The organism is Pseudovibrio sp. Tun.PSC04-5.I4 (assembly GCF_900104145.1).
Taxonomy (GTDB): domain Bacteria; phylum Pseudomonadota; class Alphaproteobacteria; order Rhizobiales; family Stappiaceae; genus Pseudovibrio.
Genome location: NZ_FNLB01000006.1, coordinates 969,678 through 989,996, shown reverse-complemented (window position 1 = coordinate 989,996; position 20,319 = coordinate 969,678). Strand labels below are relative to the sequence as shown.

General features: G+C 48.8%; 21 protein-coding genes, 1 tRNA gene and 1 pseudogene. 6 read left to right on the top strand and 17 right to left on the bottom strand.

Translation table 11 applies throughout. The annotated features are described in order from the left end of the window. Positions 1 to 144 precede the first annotated feature (144 nt). The 4 genes from BLS62_RS09635 (at position 145) to BLS62_RS09620 (ending at position 2,921) form a co-directional block, all read left to right on the top strand. A complete protein-coding gene (locus BLS62_RS09635; RefSeq protein ID WP_093179891.1) occupies positions 145 to 828 on the top strand; it encodes an HAD-IA family hydrolase in 684 nt (227 codons plus the stop codon). A 290-nt stretch (positions 829 to 1,118) separates the two neighbouring features. Then, positions 1,119 to 2,351 carry an MFS transporter gene (locus BLS62_RS09630; protein WP_208990784.1) on the top strand — a complete coding sequence of 411 codons (1,233 nt, stop codon included), beginning with the start codon at positions 1,119 to 1,121 and terminating at the stop codon, positions 2,349 to 2,351. A 156-nt stretch (positions 2,352 to 2,507) separates the two neighbouring features. Next, positions 2,508 to 2,583 (top strand) — tRNA-Val (locus BLS62_RS09625). Positions 2,584 to 2,738: 155 nt separating this feature from the next. Beyond that, complete coding sequence (locus tag BLS62_RS09620; protein WP_093179885.1) at positions 2,739 to 2,921, top strand: hypothetical protein; 183 nt, start codon at positions 2,739 to 2,741, stop codon at positions 2,919 to 2,921. A 78-nt stretch (positions 2,922 to 2,999) separates the two neighbouring features. Here BLS62_RS09620 and trpB read toward each other — a convergent pair whose 3' ends face one another. The 8 genes and pseudogenes from trpB to BLS62_RS09580 all read right to left on the bottom strand — a co-directional run bounded on the left by trpB (position 3,000) and on the right by BLS62_RS09580 (position 12,730). Continuing rightward, the gene (trpB, locus tag BLS62_RS09615; RefSeq protein ID WP_093179883.1) at positions 3,000 to 4,217 is read right to left on the bottom strand and encodes a tryptophan synthase subunit beta; all 1,218 of its coding nucleotides are present in this window, start codon (positions 4,215 to 4,217) and stop codon (positions 3,000 to 3,002) included. A 171-nt stretch (positions 4,218 to 4,388) separates the two neighbouring features. Next, positions 4,389 to 5,972: pseudogene (locus tag BLS62_RS09610) on the bottom strand (ABC transporter substrate-binding protein). Between the two features lie 433 nt (positions 5,973 to 6,405). Next, complete coding sequence (locus tag BLS62_RS09605; RefSeq protein ID WP_093179881.1) at positions 6,406 to 7,233, bottom strand: ABC transporter ATP-binding protein; 828 nt, start codon at positions 7,231 to 7,233, stop codon at positions 6,406 to 6,408. Next, positions 7,233 to 8,075: an ABC transporter ATP-binding protein gene (locus BLS62_RS09600; protein WP_093179878.1), complete on the bottom strand. Its 843-nt coding sequence runs from the start codon at positions 8,073 to 8,075 to the stop codon at positions 7,233 to 7,235. The genes BLS62_RS09605 and BLS62_RS09600 overlap by 1 nt, the downstream gene beginning before the upstream one ends. 2 nt (positions 8,076 to 8,077) lie before the next feature. Continuing rightward, positions 8,078 to 8,977 (bottom strand): ABC transporter permease subunit, encoded by a 900-nt coding sequence (locus BLS62_RS09595; RefSeq protein ID WP_093179876.1) that lies wholly within the window; start codon positions 8,975 to 8,977, stop codon positions 8,078 to 8,080. 3 nt (positions 8,978 to 8,980) lie between these two features. Beyond that, the gene (locus BLS62_RS09590) at positions 8,981 to 9,991 is read right to left on the bottom strand and encodes an ABC transporter permease subunit (RefSeq protein WP_093179873.1); all 1,011 of its coding nucleotides are present in this window, start codon (positions 9,989 to 9,991) and stop codon (positions 8,981 to 8,983) included. A gap of 128 nt (positions 9,992 to 10,119) precedes the next feature. Continuing rightward, positions 10,120 to 11,709: an ABC transporter substrate-binding protein gene (locus tag BLS62_RS09585; RefSeq protein ID WP_280141832.1), complete on the bottom strand. Its 1,590-nt coding sequence runs from the start codon at positions 11,707 to 11,709 to the stop codon at positions 10,120 to 10,122. A 577-nt stretch (positions 11,710 to 12,286) separates the two neighbouring features. Continuing rightward, the gene (locus BLS62_RS09580; protein WP_093179871.1) at positions 12,287 to 12,730 is read right to left on the bottom strand and encodes a MerR family transcriptional regulator; all 444 of its coding nucleotides are present in this window, start codon (positions 12,728 to 12,730) and stop codon (positions 12,287 to 12,289) included. Positions 12,731 to 13,093: 363 nt separating this feature from the next. Here BLS62_RS09580 and BLS62_RS09575 point away from each other — a divergent pair, with 363 nt between their 5' ends. Further along, entirely contained in the window at positions 13,094 to 13,306 is a 213-nt protein-coding gene (locus BLS62_RS09575; protein WP_093179868.1) for a SlyX family protein, read from the top strand. A 261-nt stretch (positions 13,307 to 13,567) separates the two neighbouring features. Further along, positions 13,568 to 14,248 (top strand): GntR family transcriptional regulator, encoded by a 681-nt coding sequence (locus tag BLS62_RS09570; protein ID WP_093179866.1) that lies wholly within the window; start codon positions 13,568 to 13,570, stop codon positions 14,246 to 14,248. Between the two features lie 50 nt (positions 14,249 to 14,298). Here the strand turns inward: BLS62_RS09570 and BLS62_RS09565 are convergent, their stop codons facing one another. The 9 genes from BLS62_RS09565 to flgD form a co-directional block, all read right to left on the bottom strand. Then, complete coding sequence (locus BLS62_RS09565; protein ID WP_093179864.1) at positions 14,299 to 14,637, bottom strand: hypothetical protein; 339 nt, start codon at positions 14,635 to 14,637, stop codon at positions 14,299 to 14,301. A gap of 22 nt (positions 14,638 to 14,659) precedes the next feature. Further along, on the bottom strand, positions 14,660 to 15,148 hold the full coding sequence (locus BLS62_RS09560; protein ID WP_093179862.1) for a hypothetical protein: 489 nt from the start codon (positions 15,146 to 15,148) through the stop codon (positions 14,660 to 14,662). A 6-nt stretch (positions 15,149 to 15,154) separates the two neighbouring features. After that, entirely contained in the window at positions 15,155 to 15,604 is a 450-nt protein-coding gene (locus tag BLS62_RS09555) for a hypothetical protein (protein ID WP_093179860.1), read from the bottom strand. Next, positions 15,605 to 16,102: a rod-binding protein gene (locus BLS62_RS09550; protein WP_093179858.1), complete on the bottom strand. Its 498-nt coding sequence runs from the start codon at positions 16,100 to 16,102 to the stop codon at positions 15,605 to 15,607. It abuts the gene before it with no gap. Between the two features lie 63 nt (positions 16,103 to 16,165). Further along, positions 16,166 to 16,570 carry a hypothetical protein gene (locus BLS62_RS09545; RefSeq protein ID WP_093179856.1) on the bottom strand — a complete coding sequence of 135 codons (405 nt, stop codon included), beginning with the start codon at positions 16,568 to 16,570 and terminating at the stop codon, positions 16,166 to 16,168. 3 nt (positions 16,571 to 16,573) lie between these two features. Continuing rightward, positions 16,574 to 17,329 carry a flagellar biosynthetic protein FliR gene (locus BLS62_RS09540; protein WP_208990783.1) on the bottom strand — a complete coding sequence of 252 codons (756 nt, stop codon included), beginning with the start codon at positions 17,327 to 17,329 and terminating at the stop codon, positions 16,574 to 16,576. Next, positions 17,326 to 19,407 (bottom strand): flagellar biosynthesis protein FlhA, encoded by a 2,082-nt coding sequence (gene flhA, locus BLS62_RS09535; RefSeq protein WP_093179854.1) that lies wholly within the window; start codon positions 19,405 to 19,407, stop codon positions 17,326 to 17,328. Before flhA ends, BLS62_RS09540 begins: the two co-directional genes overlap by 4 nt. 130 nt (positions 19,408 to 19,537) lie before the next feature. Continuing rightward, positions 19,538 to 19,804: a flagellar biosynthesis protein FliQ gene (gene fliQ / locus BLS62_RS09530; protein ID WP_093179852.1), complete on the bottom strand. Its 267-nt coding sequence runs from the start codon at positions 19,802 to 19,804 to the stop codon at positions 19,538 to 19,540. A gap of 18 nt (positions 19,805 to 19,822) precedes the next feature. Continuing rightward, positions 19,823 to 20,302 carry a flagellar hook assembly protein FlgD gene (gene flgD / locus BLS62_RS09525; RefSeq protein ID WP_093179849.1) on the bottom strand — a complete coding sequence of 160 codons (480 nt, stop codon included), beginning with the start codon at positions 20,300 to 20,302 and terminating at the stop codon, positions 19,823 to 19,825. Positions 20,303 to 20,319: the final 17 nt, after the last annotated feature.

The following is a 20,319-nucleotide window of genomic DNA, read 5'->3' as shown; positions in this document are numbered from 1 at the left end:
ACATAACCCCTGCTGATTATCATGAGGAGAGAGTACCGCCAAGTTACAATCCTCTCAACTCCCTATAGGTTTTCTCCGTAAATTGACTTCACCGTGAAATTAGATAATGTGGCGCGGATTTTCTCAATAAAAACGAGTTTTAGTATGACAACACCAGTTCTGGTTTTTGACCTTGACGGGACTCTCCTAGAGACCATCGGAGACCTTACTGCGTCGATGAATCATGTCTTGGTAGGAGCCGGATTTGAAGCCATTGAGCCTGAAAAGGTAAGAAAAATGGTAGGCGCTGGCGTAAAATCCCTACTAAGCCGTGGACTTGAGGCGAACAAGGTAGAAGCGACCGAAGAAATTCTTCAGCCGCTCCTTGTTAAGTTCATTCGCCATTACGAGACCCATATTGCAGATCACACCTTTGCCTTCCCTGAGGCATTGGAAACAGTTGCAAGACTTAGAGCAGCCGGCTGGAAAACCGCTATTTGCACAAACAAACTGGAAAAACTTGCCAAGCCCTTGGTGAAAGCCATGGAAATGGACCAGTTGTTTGATGCTGTGGTTGGTGGGGACACCTTTTCCAAGAACAAGCCTGATGCGATGCCTGTTTTTGGCGCTATCGACATTGCGGGCGGCGCACGCGCAGGTTCTATCTTTGTTGGAGATTCCAACGCAGATATCACCGCCGCCCGGAACGCTGGCCTGCCCGTGATTGCCGTTGACTTTGGTTACACTGATACTCCTGTCCGCGAACTTGGACCTGATGTTGTAATTTCTCATTACAATCAACTGGAAGCTGCAATTAAAGAACTTAGTGCAGGTAACGTTGTTTCTTAACCGACCGAAATCATAAATAATTTTGCTGCCGCCATTGATTTATCAGTTGGCGGCAGTTTTATTTTGAGCCGTAAACTGGTCGTATTTAGCTCATGTAAAGCTCATACTAATATCACCGCTTAGATTTAATTCTCGCGCAATCCGGTCACATTCCCCTGCGAAACATTAATGCAGTTGGAAAGATAATCTTCCCACGACATCAACATTAACAACGGGGATGCAACGCCTTTGCGGGCGCTGATCTATGCTGCATGGTTAAAGCTTCGCTCATATCGCTGTATGCGATCATTATGGCTAGCGCTCTGGCTCAACTTGCCAGCTCTGCCCTTATGACAACGCTGCCCCTGCGAATTGCTGGTGTAGGAGGTTCTGCCTCCGAGGCTGGTTTCATCGCAGCGGCCTATTCCCTTGGTTTTATGGCCGGGTGCATGCGCGGTGTACGTATGATCAACCGCATTGGTCATATTCGCGCCTTTGCAGGAGCGGCTGGCCTCACCGCTTTGCTGTTGCTGCTCTTCAAGAATACGGAAAGCATCATACTCTGGTCGGCTCTTCGTTTCTTCATGGGGGCTGCGTTCGCCGTTTTATTTGCCACATCGGATGCATGGCTGAACGAGACCATCAAAGATGAAGTGCGTGGGCGTGTCCTTTCGGCAAACTCCATATTAATTGGCGCAATGGCCATTCTCTCCCAGATTTTCGTGGCCCAATTCAGCGAGGTTCCGCTGCAAATGATGGAACTGCTGAGTGCAGTCTTACTCGCTGCTGTAGTGATGTTGTGCATGACGCATTCAGTTCCACCACGAACCTATAAATCCAAACGCATCAAGCTTAAGGATATCTGGGCGCAGTCCCCTGTCGCTGTTCTGGGTTCGTTTTGTTCCGGCGCGATTGTAACCAGCCTCCTCACCATTGTACCGTTCTCTCTTTCCAAGGCTGGTGTTGGTGGAAGCACCACAGCTCTTATGATCGCGATGCTTTACATTGGGCGCCTGCTTTTCCAATGGCCTATCGGCTCACTCTCTGACCGCATTGACCGTCGCTGGATTATCCTGGGCTCCTCCCTGCTCATCACAACCATTATGTTGACATTTCTTGTGGCAGACCCCTTTGCAGGGTGGAACTCTGGTTTTTTGAAGAACTACCAACTTCTTGCAATACTAGGTGTGGTGTTGTTATTCCTTGGAGGCCTCAGCTTTCCATTACAATCCATCTGCGTCGCCCATGCGTTTGAACGAAAACCGGAAAGCAGTGTTGCTCTTTCCACTTACCTTTTGTTCATCTGGGCTGTTGGCAGTGTTTCCGGCCCAACCGCGATCAGTGTTATCTCGCCGCTTCTTGGGTCCAAAACACCTGATATTTTGCTCAGCACATTAAGTGGCTCTCTAGCATTATTCACGGCCTACAGATTGTACGTATCCAAGTTGCAGTTTGTACGCCGTGCCTCTCCCAGACGATCGGTTATGATGAGTGCTCTGGCTTACGCAGGATACCGGAGGATTGCGCCTCCAAAGGAGGGATGAGGCAAATAATTCAATTAAAACAACGGTAAGCACTCAGATCTGTACTAAATATCCAATTTTCGCCAATTCTTTTGGGAAAAGTTATGAAGGGGACTTGCGGGGAAACAGCAAACCGCCTAAACACCTCCTCACGCCACACGGCGTACCACCCTACGGGGGCGATTAGCTCAGTTGGTAGAGCGCTTCGTTTACACCGAAGATGTCGGGAGTTCGAGTCTCTCATCGCCCACCATTCCTCATTAGAGGATTTCAAGTCTCCCGAGTATTTGCGGAGGCTTTTTTATTGGGTACAACTTTACCTTCTTGCACTTATGCTTTCCCTCCCCATATAGACCCATATGTATATTTAGGTATTCAGGCTGATCGCCAAACCAAGGTAATTTCAAGATGAATCGTGCGTTTTTGTTTGTTGGCAAAACCTTTGCCGCCTCTGTGATGCTTTTCTTTGCGATCATTGTTTTTCAGGTAGTTGTTTACGGTGGGCCTGCACGTGATGTGGCCGCGTTTATCTCCGGTGCAGGTGGAATTTCCTACACATCTTATGTCGCCATTCGTAGCCGAACATCCTAAGAAAAAAGGGAGCTAAGCTCCCTTTCCTATGGTTTGAGTCTCTTGTGCTCATTTAAATCCAAGCCAACCGAATACCTTTTAGATTTTGAGATCATCACCTGTGCCGAAATTATCGGCAACATAATCCAGATCTTTATCTCCACGTCCCGACAAGTTCACTAGAATGGTTTCTCCTGGACATTCTTTTGCAAGCTTCATTGCGTAAGCCACGGCATGGGAGCTCTCCAGAGCTGGGATAATTCCCTCATAGCGTGACAGTGCCCAGAACGCCTGCAACGTTTCATCATCAGTCGCTGAACCGTAATGCACCTTACCGATATCATGTAGATAGGAGTGCTCTGGCCCTACACCTGGGTAATCCAAACCCGATGCAATAGAGTGTACTGGAGCCGGATTTCCTTCTGCATCTTCCAAAACCCGGCATTTAAAGCCGTGAAGCATCCCCGGTTTGCCGTAGGTCATCGTTGCCGCGTGCTGTCCAAGCTCTGGGCCTTTACCCATCGGTTCAACACCATGCAACTTAACTGATTTATCCTCGATAAAGCCTGAGAACAGTCCCATAGCATTTGACCCGCCACCAACACATGCAACGGCGTGGTCTGGCAGATTGCCGGTCATCTCATTGAACTGCTCGCGTGCTTCAATGCCAATAATTCGCTGGAAATCTCGTACCATTCGCGGGAATGGATGCGGGCCAACAACAGAGCCGATTGCGAACAGAGCTTCATCTGCCTGCTCCATATAGGAGGTGAACGCTGAATCGACCGCTTCCTTTAGCGTCCGTCCACCAAAGCCAACAGGCACCAGTTTGGCACCGAGAAGCTGCATGCGTACAACGTTTGGATGCTCCTTCTCGATATCCACCTCACCCATGTGGATTTCGCACTCCAGCTCAAAATAGGCTGCTGCGGTGGCAAGGGCCACGCCGTGTTGCCCTGCTCCGGTTTCGGCAATCAGCTTCTTCTTGCCCATGTATTTGGCAAGGAGCGCTTCCGCCATGCAGTGATTGAGCTTGTGTGCCCCTGTATGGTTCAGATCTTCACGCTTCAAATAGATATTCGCGCCGCCGCCAATGCGATTGGAGAGGTTACGTGCATGAGAGATCGGCGTTGGGCGCCCTTGAAAGTGCTTACGGATGTAACGCAGCTCGTTGATGTAGGTCGCATCGCCGGAGATCTTCTCATAAGCCTTCGTGATTTCTTCAAATTGACTCACCAGCTCTGGCGGAAGGAATGCACCACCGTATTCGCCAAAATAGCCATCTTTTGTTGGAAATTCCTTAAGATAATTACCCATAAATCCACACTCTCTCAGCTCACAATGATCTTGTAATTTTTACGAATGCTACTTTATCGAGGGGGCATCGATCCATCTGACAATTTGGCTAGGCACAGTTTTATGCAGATGAAAAACAAAAAGCCCCGACTTATGCCGGGGCTTTTCGTATCTATGCACTATCTTTCTGAATTACTTCAGATCAACGCCGTAGAAAATGTGACCACCGAATGGATCAACCTTGTAGTCTTTGACGTTTACAGAGACTGGCTCGGAAACCAATGAGTGTGCGATGGTTGCCCATGGAGCTTCCCGTTTGAATACAACCTGAGCCTGTTCGTAAAGCTTGGTACGTTCTGCTTGGCCGGAGGTTATTTTCGCTTTCTGGATCAGGCTTTCAAACTCAGCATTACACCACTGAGCACGGTTACCTGCACCAACTGCATCACACCCTAAAAGAACCGCGAGGAAGTTGTCTGGATCACCATTGTCTCCGGTCCAGCCGAGAAGAACAGCACCGTCCCGCTCTACGTCTTTGGAGCGCTTGAGGTACTCACCCCATTCGTAAGTGACGATTTCCACGTCAACACCGATCTTAGCAAAGTCACCTTGAATAACTTCTGCCATACGACGGGCATTCGGGTTGTATGGACGCTGCACAGGCATTGCCCAGATCTTCATCTTCAGGTCTTTAACGCCTTCAGCTTCCAGCACGGCTTTTGCTGCTTCTGGATCGTAAGCGTCGTCCTTCAGATCAGCCTTGTAAGACCAGATGGTTGGCGGGATCGGGTTGATTGCTGCTTTACCAGCACCCTGAAACACTGCATCCAGAATTGCCTGTTTGTTGATAGCAGAGTTAAGTGCCTTACGGACCTTCACATTATCAAACGGAGGCATCTGAGTGTTGTAGGCCATGTAGCCAACATTCAGACCTTCACGCTGCATGAGGTTGATCTCTGGATCGTCCTTCATTGCTGCAATATCAGCTGGGTTTGGATATGCCATGACATGACATTCGCCAGCTTTCAACTTCTGATAGCGGACGGAAGCATCTGGAGTAATCGCGAAGACAAGGTTGTCAATCGGCGCCTTGCCAGCCCAGTAATCCGGATTGGCTTTATAGCGGATCACAGCGTCTTTTTGGTAACCAACAAGCTGGAACGGGCCAGTGCCTACTGGTTTCTGGTCGAACGCATCTTTGTTGTCCATCATTTTGTCCGCATATTCAGCGGAATGAATGGATGCAAAATCCATCGCAAGGTTTGCGATCATCGGGGCTTCTGGGCGAGACAGAATGAACTTCACGGTGTAGTCGTCGACCTTGACGATTTCGGTAATGAGGTCCGGCATGGACATGCTGTTGAAGTACTCATAGGTACCACCAGAAACGCCATAGTACGGGTTTTCTTTGTTGCCCTAACGGTCGAATGAGAAGATCACGTCATCTGCGTTAAAGTCGCGAGATGGAGCAAAGTTTTTGGTGGTGTGGAATTTCACGCCTTTACGAAGGTGGAACGTATATTCCTTACCATCTTCAGACACATCCCAGCTTTCAGCAAGCGCAGGAACGATGCTTGTTGTGCCGCGCCCAAACTCAACAAGCTTGTTGAAGAGCTGGCGGGAAGATGCATCAAACGTGGTGCCTGCTGTGTAGAGAGCTGGTGTGAAGCCCTCAGGAGAACCTTCTGAGCAGTAAACAAGGGTCTTTGCCATGCCCGGCGCAGCAAACGCCAATACCGTAGCAAATACACCGCCCATAAGAATTGATTTTTTCATTTCTCGTGTCCCCAATCACCTAAAGTGAATACAAAAGCCAACGCCTTTGCTCAATTATTCGAAGCCGCTTTACGCAGCCCTTTTAATAGGATTTACAACGTGACTGACTCAGCCCCCCTAAGAGCTTGCCCGCACCTTCAAAGAAAGCTGCATCCGCTGGAATAATCTGGGAAAATGACAAGCCGCAGACAGGATGCCTTAATAAGCTCCCTTTATGCGGTGATTGTCGCCCTCCCAAGCGTACTCCCACAGCGCAATAGCTGTAAACGATGTTATCTTATACGTATTTTTTGGTAAAATCTCCTCTTAATTGCTTAAAAATCAAATATATTGTTTCAACATTCCACAGAACTGGGAAAATAGTTGGTAAAATAACAAAAAAGGCGATTCCGCAGGGGAACCGCCTTCTTGGAGATTAAATGGTTACAGATACTTAGTTTGATGCAGCCAAACGTGCTTTGATATGGGCGACATCTGCCTGTGGAGTCGCATTAAACAAGGTACGTGTATATTCGTGCTGAGGATTTCCGAAGACCTCATCGCGCGTGCCATACTCAACCACTTCACCGAAGTACATCACCATCACTTTGTCCGCGATGTAACGTACAACTGACAAATCGTGGGAGATAAACAAGTAGGTGAGGTTGAACTCATCTTGGAGATCTGCCAGCAGGTTCAGAATTTGCGCTTGAACAGACAGATCCAAAGCTGAAACGGGCTCATCCAAAATAAGCAGCGACGGTCTCAGAACCAAAGCACGGCCAATCGCGACACGTTGGCGTTGACCGCCTGAGAACATGTGCGGATAGCGGCTAAAGTGCTCAGGACCAAGACCAACCTTAACCAGCATTTCCATCGCTGCATCGCGACGCTCTGCCGGTGTCATGTCCGTGTTGATCATCAACGGTTCCATCAACACGTCACCAACACGTTGGCGTGGATTGAGCGAGCCGTAGGGGTTCTGGAAAACAATCTGGACCTTGGAACGCATCTCTTTAGAAAGCTTTTCCTTGGAGATGTCGATCTTCTTGCCTTCTACCAGCAAGTCGCCAGAGGTCGCTGGATCGATCAGTGTCAGGATGCGAGCAAGTGTAGATTTACCGCACCCACTTTCACCAACCACAGCAAGCGTTTTGCCCCGTTCCAGATTGAAGCTGATCCCTTTCAGCGCACGGTTCACGTTGACCTTGCCGAACAGACCCTCTTTGGAGCGGTATTCGCGCACCAGATTACGAGCTTCAAGAATGATATCATCAGCCATTATGCAGCTCCTTCATCACCGAGGTGAAAATCGGAGACCGTAGGCAAGCGATCACCTGTTGCGTTTTCAGGAAGCGCTGAAAGCAGAGCTTTGGTGTAGGGGCTTTTCGGGTTTTCAAAGAGGTCCAGAACACCTGACTCCTCCATCTTTTTGCCCTTGTACTGAACAATCACACGATCAGCGGTTTCAGCAACCACAGCCATATCGTGGGTGATCATGATCAAGCCCATGCCGATTTCATGCTGCAGGTCGAGCAGTAGATCCAGAATCTGCTTCTGAATGGTTACATCCAGCGCTGTTGTGGGTTCATCCGCAATCAAAAGCTTCGGCTTACAAGCAATAGCCATCGCGATCATCACGCGTTGACACTGGCCACCGGACATCTGGTGCGGGTATTTTTTCAACGCCTTATTGGACTCAGACATACCTACAGAATCCAACAGCTCGATCGCGCGGGTTTTACGCTGACCGCGGCTCATGCTGGTGTGCTCTTTTAGGGTCTCATCAATCTGAGCACCAACTGTGAAGCACGGATTGAGGCTGGCGACAGGCTCCTGGAAAATCATGGAGATGTCTTTGCCAATCAACTTACGGCGCTGCTTATTGGACATGTTCATAAGATCATGCCCTTCAAAGGTCATCTTATCCGCCCACATGTGCCCGTTATTGGCAAGCAAGCCCATAACAGCCAGCATGGCAACGGACTTTCCGGAGCCACTTTCGCCGACAACCGCGAGAACTTCTGCCGCATCAACGGAATAGCTCACACCATCCAAAGCGCGAAAACGTCCCTCAACCGTGTCAAATTCGACTGTGAGGTTTTCTATTTCAAGAAGGGCCACCCTTAGCTCCTCTTCATCTTGGGATCGAGTGCATCACGCAGTCCATCACCGATCAAATTAATTGCGAGCACTGTTGTCAGGATCGCAACACCCGGGAAAGTAACAACCCAAGGTGCGCGCAAAATGAACTCACGAGATTCAGCAAGCATTGTACCCCATTCCGGTAGAGGCGGCTGCGCACCCATGCCAAGAAAACCAAGTGCGGCGGCATCAAGGATTGCAGTAGAAAAGGACAATGCGGCTTGCACGATCAGCGGCGCCATACAGTTTGGCAGCACCGTCACGAACATCAGGCGCAGTGTACCTACTCCTGAAACGCGCGCAGCCATAACGTATTCACGGCTCATCTCAGAGATAACCGAGGCCCTTGTCAGGCGCACATAATAGGGCAACTGGACGACACCAATGGCTATCATCGCATTGACCAGCGATGGACCAAGGATTGCAACCAGCACCAGAGCAAGTAGCAAGGATGGAAATGCCAGCACAACGTCCATGATACGCATGATAACTGTATCAACCCAGCCGCCAAGAGTACCTGCAACCAGACCGAGGGTGACGCCAACAACCAGTGCTACGGAGACCACAATCACACCGATACTAAGTGAAATCTGGCTGCCGTAAATCAGGCGCGAAAGAACATCGCGGCCCACTGCATCAGTGCCCAAAACATAGGTCCAGCTTCCCCCTTCTTGCCATGCAGGTGGAACCAACAGAGCATCCCGGTACTGTTCAATCGCTGAATGTGGCGCCAGAATTGGAGCCAGAACAGCAATAACGACTAAGGCTAGGAAGAAGAAAAGCCCAAACACCGCACCCTTGTTGGTGCGGAAGTGGCGCCAGAAATTTACGATCAATTCAAATCGTGTGTCCGGCGCAGAATTTTGTGTCACGTCAGCCATCAGTTACTCCGTGTGCCGGATTTTTGGATTTACGAGGCCGTAAAGCACGTCAACGATCAGGTTTACGATCATGACGATTGCAGCAATCATCAATAGACCACCCTGCACAGCGGGATAATCGCGACGGAAAATACTGTCGACCATCCATTTACCGATGCCAGGCCAAGAGAAAATTGTTTCTGTCAAAATAGCGCCAGCGAACATCACACCGATCTGAAGACCAATGATTGTGATGACGGGAATCAGCGCATTGCGTAATGCGTGAATACCAATCACACGGAAACTGGAGAGACCTTTTGCACGGGCTGTCCGTACATAGTCTTCATCCAAAACTTCCAGCATGGCAGAGCGGGTCTGGCGCGCGATCACAGCCAGAGGAATCGTTCCCAGAACAATCGTTGGAAGAATCAAGTGACTGACTGCAGATGTAAACGCACCTGGCTCATCAGAGAGCAAGGTATCAATCAGCATGAAGCCAGTGACAGGTTCAATCCAGAACAACAGAGAGAGACGCCCGGATACCGGTGTCCAGCCCAACGTTCCTGAGAAAAAGATGATCAGCAGCAGGCCCCACCAGAAGATTGGCATGGAATAGCCAACTAATGCGGTAGTCATTACGGAGTAATCAAGCGCTTTGCCACGTTTTACCGCTGCGATAATTCCCGCAGGTAAACCAATGACAATCGCAAAGATAATTGCACAGATAGACAGCTCTACAGTCGCCGGAAACAGCGTCATGAATTCAGTCAGAACTGGCTGTTTCGTAACGATGGAGGTGCCCAGATCACCTTGTAACAAATTGCCCAAATAGGAAATGTATTGCTGCCATACGGGTTGATCATAACCGAACTGAACCAGAAGTTGCTGATAGCGTTCAGGACTAACACCGCGTTCCCCTGCCAAAAGCAGAATAGGATCACCTGGCAATTGGCGAATTGAGAAGAACCCGACCAAAGTCACCCCGAGAAATGTTGGGATGAGCAGGCCTAGTTTTTTAAATATGAGACGAAGCATACTTCAGTCACACCAATCAGAGGATTGTTTATCCGTAAGTAGCAACCTACGGCATGGAAGACCTTTTCCAAAAAAGTATCCCGGCGAATACATCGCCGGGATACACAATGTCCAGCGGAAAGTTATTCCTACTTCAGATCAACACCATAGAAGTAGTGACCACCAAACGGGTCAATCTTGTAATTTTCGACGCGAACACTGATCGGCTCAGAAACAAGTGAGTGCGCAATAGTTGCCCAAGGCGCTTCACGTTTAAACACTACCTGAGCTTCCTCATAAAGTCTCGCGCGTTCATCTACGTCAGTCACCAGCTTTGCCTTGGCAATGAGGTCTTCGAACTCAGCGTTACACCATTGTGAGCGGTTGGACCCACCTACAGCATCACAGGAAAGCAGAACTCCCAGGAAGTTATCCGGGTCACCATTGTCACCAGTCCAACCAAGCAGAACAGCGCCATCGCGATTTACGTCGGAAGAGCGCTTAAGATACTCACCCCATTCATAAGTTACGATTTCAACATCCACACCCACTTTTGCAAAATCAGCCTGAAGAACTTCAGCCATGCGGCGGGCGTTCGGGTTGTATGGACGCTGTACAGGCATAGCCCACAGCTTCATCTTAAGGTCTTTAACGCCTTCAGCTTCAAGGGCGGCTTTGGCGGCCTCTGGATCGTATGGATCATCAACAATTTCATTGTTGTAAGACCACATTGTCGGTGGAATCGGGTTTTTGGCGATCTGACCAACACCCTGGAAAACCGTATCCAGAATCGCTTGCTTGTTGATCGCAGAGTTCAGAGCCTTCCGAACCTTGGGATTATCAAACGGTGGCCGCTGGGTGTTGTATGCCATGTAGCCAACATTCAGACCTTCTTGTTGCAGAAGGTTGATTTTAGGATCGTTTGACATTGCTTCCAGATCAGCCGGATTTGGGTATGCCATAACATGACATTCACCAGCCGCCAGTTTCTGATAACGAACTGATGCATCTGGGGTAATCGCGAAGACAAGGTTGTCAAGCGGAGCCTTACCATTCCAGTAATTCGGGTTCGCTTTGAAACGGATCAGAGCGTCTTTCTGATAGCCAACAAGCTGGAAAGGACCAGTGCCAACTGGCTTCTGGTCGAACGTATCTTTGCTGCCCATCATCGCGTCTGCGTATTCTGCTGACTGGATAGACGCAAAGTCCATTGCAAGGTTTGCAATCATTGGCGCTTCTGGACGGTTCAACTTAAACTTGACGGTATAATCGTCAACTTTTTCAATGCTTTCGATCAGGTCAGGCATGCCCATCGCGTTGAAGTACTCGTAAGTACCGCCAGATACGCTGTGGTATGGATTTTCTTTATTGCCCTGTCGGTCAAACGAGAAGATCACATCGTCTGCATTCAAGTCACGAGTTGGCGTGAACCACTTGGTTGTGTGGAACTTTACACCCTTGCGCAGATAGAATGTGTATTCTTTTCCATCCTCAGAAACTTCCCAGCTTTCAGCAAGTGCGGGAGCAACTTCTGTGGTGCCAGGTTTAAATTCAACGAGCTTGTTGAAGATCTGGCGGGAGCTGGCATCAAATGTAGTACCAGACGTATAAAGCGCTGGAGTAAAGCCCTCAGGCGACCCTTCGGAGCAATATACGAGAGTTTTTGCCATAACTGGTCCCGCAACGATTACTGCTGCGAACAGGCTACCACCAAGCAAGAGACTTTTTTTCAGGGACATTGATATTCTCATTCCGTTTTATGCTTGTTCAGTTGTTCTTACGCACTGCTTGTTTCTGTAAATTCAGGTTTTACGTTCTGAGAAAATAACCTCTAAACGCGGGGAAATACGGTAATATCGCCTCAACGTGCAGTTCCTTTTTACGGAGGCAACGGCACCTACGAGTTCGATTGTGCCAGAAAGCATGATCGCTATTCCGCGACGAGATTACTCACCCTCAACGCATTCTGTTTTCGCAGTTTCACACCTTTAATGCGATTAATTCTTCAGAGGTTGATTTTAAGGTATTTAGTTTCGTTTATGACTTCCGAAATAATTAAAAATTTCCAAAGCTATGTCTAATTGGCATGAATACCTAGTTCGTCCATCTCAGGTTGTATTATTCATTTTTAATTACCTAAAATTACGTAGATATTACTACCACAACTCCGTCCTTAGGTAATTATACCTTAAGGTGAAAACGGTGTGATAGAGGAGTTTCCCACAGCACTATCAAAGCACTAGTTGGTAGCGTGCACCAGAATACACGTTACACAAGAACTTGAGGCGATTGCCTCACCTACTTCAATCTGAATATCTATTGCTCCTCCAACTTCGCCATACATTCATTGTGTATGGATTGAATCTCAGAGATAGTGACTTCCAAAGCTTCTCGCCTCGCATTTAACTCCTTCAAGACTTCGCCAGTACGAGAACCGAGATATTCCAACTGCTGCTGGTGCCCCTCGCCGTGCTGACCATAGAGGTCGAGAAAATGCTTTATTTCTGATAGCGAAGACCCAATAGCCTTGCCGCGTAAAATAAGAGCTAAACGAGCACGGTCTTTGCGATTATAGATACGCACGCCGTTGACACGTTGAGGTGAAAGCAGGTCTTTGCTCTCATAGAACCGGATAGATCTGGTTGAGATATCGAATTCTTCCGCAAGATCTCCAATCCCAAACAATTCCTGATCAGCGCGCCCGGATTCTCTTTCCGCTTCTTCAAGAGGGTTTGGTGTTCCTTTTAGAATGTCACTCATTATTCCCCCCTAGGGCCGTGCACTGGTTATTGACGTTACCTTACGGAGGCGTGAATCGCTGCCACCCAGGACGTTTCTCGTCAATAAATTCTCCTAGTGTTCACGGCTTCACGCATCGTGTAGAAACTTTACCTATAGGATAAGCAACAGAAAATTGAGAAAAACGCAATTAGCCAGATAGGTAATAATGCGGAAAACAAAGAACGCCGGAAAATAAATGCGGGATAAAACGCCTGGAAACACCACAGAACTTCATATTATTGCATGTTTCTGAAGGATTATTGCGTCGCGTCAGCAAGCGCCCTTGACAAGACAGAGATATTAAAACACCCCTGCACCCACAGAGCCTTTACAGGATAAATTATGAGTAAAACCCTTGAAGAGCGGGTCGATGATCTGGAAGTGCATGTAACACACCAGAACCAGACGATCGAAACTCTCAACGATGTTGTTTCCAATCAGGCAATGATCATTGATCGCCTTGTTGCTGCTATGGGGCAGATGAAGAGCCACCTGATGGATTTTCAGGATTTGGTCGACCAAGCTCCCGGCAATCAAAAGCCACCTCATTACTGAGTATGTGAGGCTTCTTTAAACCATGAGGAAACTATTTTCCTGCTGAACATCAGCAAAGATAGGTATACTCAGGTACGGGGAAACCTGATATTAAGAGATGAACGGTCTGCTGTTGTTTGAACGCAGGTCAGTTCTTCGTAAATCACTCAACGTCACAGAGTGAAGAATACATTTTTCTGTTCCGAAGCCTATAAGGCCTGCCACTGCTGTACTTACACGTAGAGCACCTGGGAACAAAATGCCTGGATAAGAAAGAAACCAATGGCTATTGAGCAGATTCTGGCTACCCATAAAAAGGAGAGCCTCGCTGACAAAGCATATCGCCTTATTGAAGAGTTGATTGTCAACCTTGACCTTGCCCCTGGCATGGCCCTGACTGAAGGCGATCTTTGCGAACGGACCGGCATTGGCCGCACCCCTGTGCGCGAAGCTATCAAGCGCCTTTCAACGGAAGGCTTGATTGTTATTCGCCCACGTAAGGGCCTTTTTGTTTCTGAGGTCGAAAACTCCGAATACGTGCTTGTTCTGGAAACGCGGAAGCCGCTGGAGCAACTTCTTGTTGCCTCTGCTGTTGCGCGCGCCACTGAAGAAGAACGCGAAGCTTTGCACCAATGTGCCGAAGAGATCCTTGCACAAGCTCGCGCTGGTGATGTCAAAGGCTACTTACGTGCCGACAAAGTGTTTGATGAAGTTTTATGCGCTGTATCACGCAACCCGTTCACAGCACGCGCTGTAGCGCCTCTACAGACGATGAGCCGCCGTGCATGGAGCGCTTTCCGCGGCGCTGAACAACTTGAAGATTCAGCTATTCGCCATCACAAACTTGCTGAAGCTGTTGCAAATAATGACGCAGAGAAGGCTAACGCAGCAACTGTTGAGATGATGGATCACCTGACCAGCTTTGCAGTGATGCAAGCCGAGAAAGCAGAAAAAGGCGCATAAGAGCGCCTTAATACTTAAAATAAAAAAGGCGGAGCATGTGCTCCGCTTTTTTATTGACCTGGCTTTGGTTGTGCCTTGAGTTCATCAATGCGGGCATTTCGACCGCTTGCAGCCAACAAAAGCAGATAAGGCTGGTCCGACTTAATAACCGGACGCTTTGCTCCGTAAATTCCTGAAAGACGTAACCTAACCTCTCCATGAGGGGTCGTGCCCACGTACATGCCGATAGACATCTGCTTCAAGGTCAAAGGCGCATAAAGAATCTCATAGGATGGGGGAGCTGCTGCGGGGCGCATTACCACGATAGCGTTTGCTCTGAGTTCCCGCCCTTCGTCCTGCGCATCAATTGCGCCTACAGCTCGATGTAATATTTTGTATTGGCAAACCATTTAATCAATCATCACTTGCTCATCATGAGGCGTCTGTTTCTCCAGCGTCCTCATTGAAGTTTCCCTTCAGGTTTGCAGGCACATGGAACGTAAATTCCTGCACCAGAACATCCTGTACAATCTCGGCCTTAAACCGGCTATTAACCCGTTCACGCACCTCATCTGTCAGCTCCTTCAAGTCAGTTTTCTGGAGCTGAGCGAATTCTTTATCAGCCTTGTTATAAATCAGGCGGAATGCTTCATCGACAATAAAGGCATTGGGCGGAACGGCCAGTTTTTCCAAAATGTCACTATCTACGGTGAATACAAACTGAGCGATAATGTAACCGTAGATTCTACCATCTTCTAAAACCGGTACGTTGATGGATGGTGTACTTTGATAATCCAACCCCTCCAGATGCGTATTCTTCTGCATCAATGGATCAAAGTCCGCTTTGTAAAGCGCGGTAAAATATCCAGCACCGAGCGTGACAAGGCAAATCCAGATACCAGTTACAAGAACTTTCAACATAAGCGGCTACCAGCTCCCAACAACAGCTTCGTACGTACCATCTGAATCTTGCTCTTTCATCACGCGGGACAACAGGCCAGAGACGTCCTTGACGGCATTTAATTGTGTGGACAGCAGCTTCATGTTGGATGCGAGCTTGTCGTGAAGGGTCTGAAGCCGAACAACAAGTTCACTCGGCAGATTTGCAGGGCCAACAATCTTGCCTGCTAGGTCAAGTTCAAGCATCGCTTTGCCCTTCAAATAGGCGCTTTCTTCCAGATCAACACTCCCGTTCCCGACGAGAGCTTCATTTTCGGCATCCAACAGGACTTCCACTCGCGCAATGCTTTTTGACAGCGCCAGAAAATCCTCCGGGAGAACATATGCATCCGCGTCGGTATGATCCGTCTTAGAAGCGACCGGCTTGGTTTCGTGTGGGATAAGCTGTGTATGCTCAGCCGCAGATAACTCGGACATCTATGCCTCTTCTTTTGGGAGCGTTGGACGAATGGTGTCAGGCATCAGCATCTCGGCCAAACCTATAGAACCAGATTTAGCAAGTTGGTTTGCAAGCTGCTCGGCCATAAGACCTTTCCACATAGAGCCTGCTGTTCCACCGCCATAGACAGTTTCCAGCTCTTTCGGCAGCATGGACTTTACGAAGGTCTGTAACACTGCACTTTCAAGCTTTTCACCCAAATCAGCAGTCTCCATTTTTTGGGAATAGCGGTTCCCCATGGACGTCAGGCCTTTTACACCTTCTTGCCCTTCGCTTTGCGCTGTAGAAGAAGCGCTATCAGCTTCTGCCATAAATCTGGAGAAGCTGTTGGACACCCCCCAAGATGGGCTTGAGACCGGTAAATCTTTAGAAACGATAGTCGGCGCACTAAGAGCACGAGTTGCTCCTCTGCTCTTTGCTGGGTCCGCTTGATTTATAACGTCCAGAATAAGGTCGCTGACAGGCTGAATGGACATGAGCACTCCCAATAGTCAAAAAGAAGGGACATTCATAATTGAACAGACCCTAGTTTCTGTGTCTTATCTGGGCCTGACCTTTTTTGGATCAGCATGCAGCTCTGCAACTTCCTGCAAGAGTTTTTTCTCTTCTGAACGGTCAAAGGAGAGAACTGCTTTTTGGTGGTGTTTTTCCGTCATGGATGTCTGGCGCTTTTGGTCGAGAAGCTGATCCAACAACGCAGTCCTCTGCTTTTCCTTCAAAGATTTATTGCGGTTGTTTGTATCCAGACGTCGTGAAATGGCTTTGTTCATGATTTCACGCAACTGCCCCTCATGCTGCCCCCAGTGCGTTATGAGCTCCTTACCTTCGTCATCAAATTGTAAGATCTCACTCTCAAGAACAGCAATGTCATATTTGATCATCTGCTCTTTTTGTTCCTGAACTTTCATAATCCGCTTGAGGCGGGTGACGCGTACTTTATCCATGGCTTACTGCAACACCAACCAGTCGCCCAGACCGGCATAAAATAGCCGGAGCAACTCTGAAACGACTTGCCACAAGATGAACAGTCCGCCCATCATGACCGCCGGAATGGCCACAAAATACACAGCCATCTGGGGCATAAGTCTGTTGGTCAAACCCAGCGTTAGGTTCACAATAAGACCATAGAGCAAAAACGGACTGGTGATTCTGAGCGCCAAAACCATGCCTTGCATCAATTTAGTAGAAAACTGATCCAATGCCGCGCCAGGAACGAAGTCCCCTCCGACAGGAACCGCATGGTAGCTTTGAGCCAAAGCAACAAACACATCTGCATGCGCGCCCGAGATGAAGAGCAGGGTAGTCGCGGTTAGCGTGACCAACCCAGCCATAGGCGGGAGTTGTTGATATTCTTCAACGACGGACATCGGCATGCTGAAGCTTGACGCATTTGCTGCTGCTCCGACCATCATTTGGAGCATCCCGAAGAACGCACGTCCAAATGTAGCGATGAGAACACCAATCAACAGCTCTACAAATATGATCCGAAGAAGCTCATCTAACGGAGCGGCTGCAATTATTGGCTCGACAACCACCAGAATAAGCGGCGAGATGGCGAGTGTTGCCGCAATTGCAATGAACAATCTCACCCTTACCATCACACGCGGCGACGAAAATCCAGGCATTGCCATTAGGCATGCCCCAACGCGGCAAAACACTACGAAAACACTAAGAATTGCATCTGGGGCGTTTTCAAGGGTCACGAAACTGTTCCCAGCGCCTCAATATCAACACCGCGCGCCACTTCCATATGGGACAGGATTGGCAATGCGGGGAACATTCGCTCCGTGATCATACGCACGTATTGGCGTGCCTCTGGAGCAACGACCACAGCAAAGCGTTGACCTGCGGAGATATGCTCGCGAATAACCTCTGCACTGTCCCGCGCAAATTCTTCAACCTGCTTCGGTTCCATATCAAACTCGAGCACCTCACCGTTGGCGTCTCGTCTCAAGGCCTGATGGAAAGCCAGATCCCAGCGATTGCCAAGACGAAGCACTTTGAGGCTGCCATCGCCGGCGATATCACCACAGATCTGCGTCGCCATTCGAATACGGACATGGTCTGCGATTTGCTCAGGACGTCGGGCATGTGGTGCAATCTCTGCGATCGCTTCCATGATCAGCGACAAATTTCGAATAGACATGCGCTCAGTAAGGAGGAGCTTTAGCACGGCCTGCAAGCCGGAAAAGGAGATATGTTGAGGGCAAATATCGTCAATGAGGCGCGAGTAAGCTGGATCAAGACGATCTAAAAGCTTACGCATATCCTTATAGGACAGCAGCTGAGAAAGGTTATTTCGGATCACCTCAGACAAATGCGTCAGCACAACAGACAGATTATCGACCGTTGTATAGCCTTGCCTTTTAACCTCATGTTCAAAAGCAGTTGGAACCCACATTGCCTGCATTCCAAAGGCTGGCTCACGGGTTTCTGTCCCCGGCAAGGCTGGCAGTCCACGTTTACCGCCGATGACCATCAACTCACCAACATTGATGTTCTGCGAGGCCACAATTGTTCCATGAATGCGGAACTCGTAGCTTTTAGGCTCCAGGTTGAGGTTGTCAGTCACCTTAATTTCGGGAACAACGAAACCATATTGCTCGGCAAACTTCTTACGCATTTTGTTAATGCGGTTGCCAATTTCCGGTTTTGCTGCAAGTAAACGTGCGGTCAATTGCTTACCAAGACGCAGTTCAATTTCTGGCAATTCGAGACTGTCTTTGACTGACTCTTTTTTGACAGATTTTTCTTGCTCAACCTTTTGAAGATCAAATTTGACCTGCGCTGCTTTTGTCTCCGCATTTTTTCTAGGGATAGTGTATGCGGAATACCCCAAGACACCACCGAGCATCACAAACGGCAAGAACGGCAACCCAGGCAGAAGTGAAAGTATCAACAAGAGCGTTGCGGCGACAGCCAAAGCACGCGGGTACCCCCCAAGCTGACCCAGAACGGCCTTATCAGTAGAGCCTCGCGTTCCGCCTTTGGACACAAGCAGGCCAGCAGCAAGGGATACGATCAGAGCTGGGATCTGAGAAACCAGACCATCGCCGACCGACAGTTTTGTGAAGACGTCTGCAGCTTCACCGAGATCCATATCGTAGCGGGTCACACCAATCACGATGCCGCCCAAAACGTTTACAACCGTAATGATCAAACCAGCGACGGCATCACCACGCACGAACTTGGAGGCACCATCCATGGCACCGAAGAAGGAGCTTTCCTCCTCCAATTCAGCTCTGCGGTGTTGTGCTTCTTTGTCGTCAATCATGCCGGCAGACAAATCGGCATCAATCGCCATCTGCTTGCCTGGAATACCGTCAAGTGTAAACCGTGCGCCAACCTCAGCGATACGGCTTGCACCCTTGGTGATAACGAGGAAGTTCACAGTGACCAGAATGGAAAAGACAATGAGACCGATAACAAAATCCCCGCTCATGACGAACTGGGAAAACCCATTGATTACATATCCGGCAGCCAACGGGCCTTCATGACCGTTCGCCAGAATCACACGCGTTGTGGCGATATTGAGCGACAGTCGCAGCATGGTGGCAATCAAGAGAATTGTTGGGAAGGAAGAAAACTCCAATGGCCTCTGAATCCACAGAGACACCATCAGGATCAAAACAGAAAGCGCCACAGATACTGCCAGACCGAAGTCAATGATAAACGTCGGCATAGGAAGAAAGAGGACAGACAGGATGAAGATAATCCCGACTGCAAAGCCTATATCACGTTTGCTGTTTGGAACAGCTGTGCCCGTCGCTGTTTGAGACATTCTCATCCTTCAATTCGGCCGTACACGCATTACATCATTTTGGCTAAAACATTGAAGAAGTAAGCTTGTGTGAAGGTGGCCTAGAAGGGGAGCACTGAGACCTATCCCCTTCCTTAGTGAATGAGCTTATCTAAAAGCCATTCTCAATGCGCCCATACACCATCTCAGAGAACGTGAATATCTGTGATCCGATATACGGGCCAGTCATGGCGAGAAATATAAAGATCACCACGATCTTAGGAATGAACGTTAGCGTCATTTCCTGAATTTGGGTGAGCGCTTGAAACAAGGCGATAATCAACCCAACGCACATTGCAGCAGCGACGGCAGGTCCCGTCGCTGCAATCACAGTCCATATGGCCATACGGACGATATCTAAGGCGTCTGCCTCATTCATTACACGAGAACCTTAGTCTTAGGCATCCGTAGACTCATCTGCAGGAGGAGTTTTCGGATCCGTCGTTGCTGGAGGTCGGGAGATCTCAATTCCAGGTACCAACGCAACTTTTGTGCCATCTTCCAATGTGGCAATAGACCCGTCAGTCAGAATTTGAATAGACTTGATAATACCAGTAGCAGTTTCTGACCCATCAGCACTTGGTACCTTAATGGTCGCGCCAATCAGGTTATTCGCCTGATTGATAGACTGTTGTTGCAACATTGAAGTCAGATTTTGGTTGGTCTTTGTCGATTGCTCAACAGCAGAGAACTGCGCCAACTGCCCCATATACTCAGCTGTTTTAAGGGGATCAGTCGGATCCTGGCTCTTCAGAGATTCCATAAAAAGCATGAGGAACGCATTGTAATCCAGATAGGACTGCTCACTGCCCTGTGGCTTAAACTTCGGCTCACTTTTTTGGGAAGCATCAGCTCCCGCAACAGGTGCAACACTCATGTCAATTTCCTTCAGTT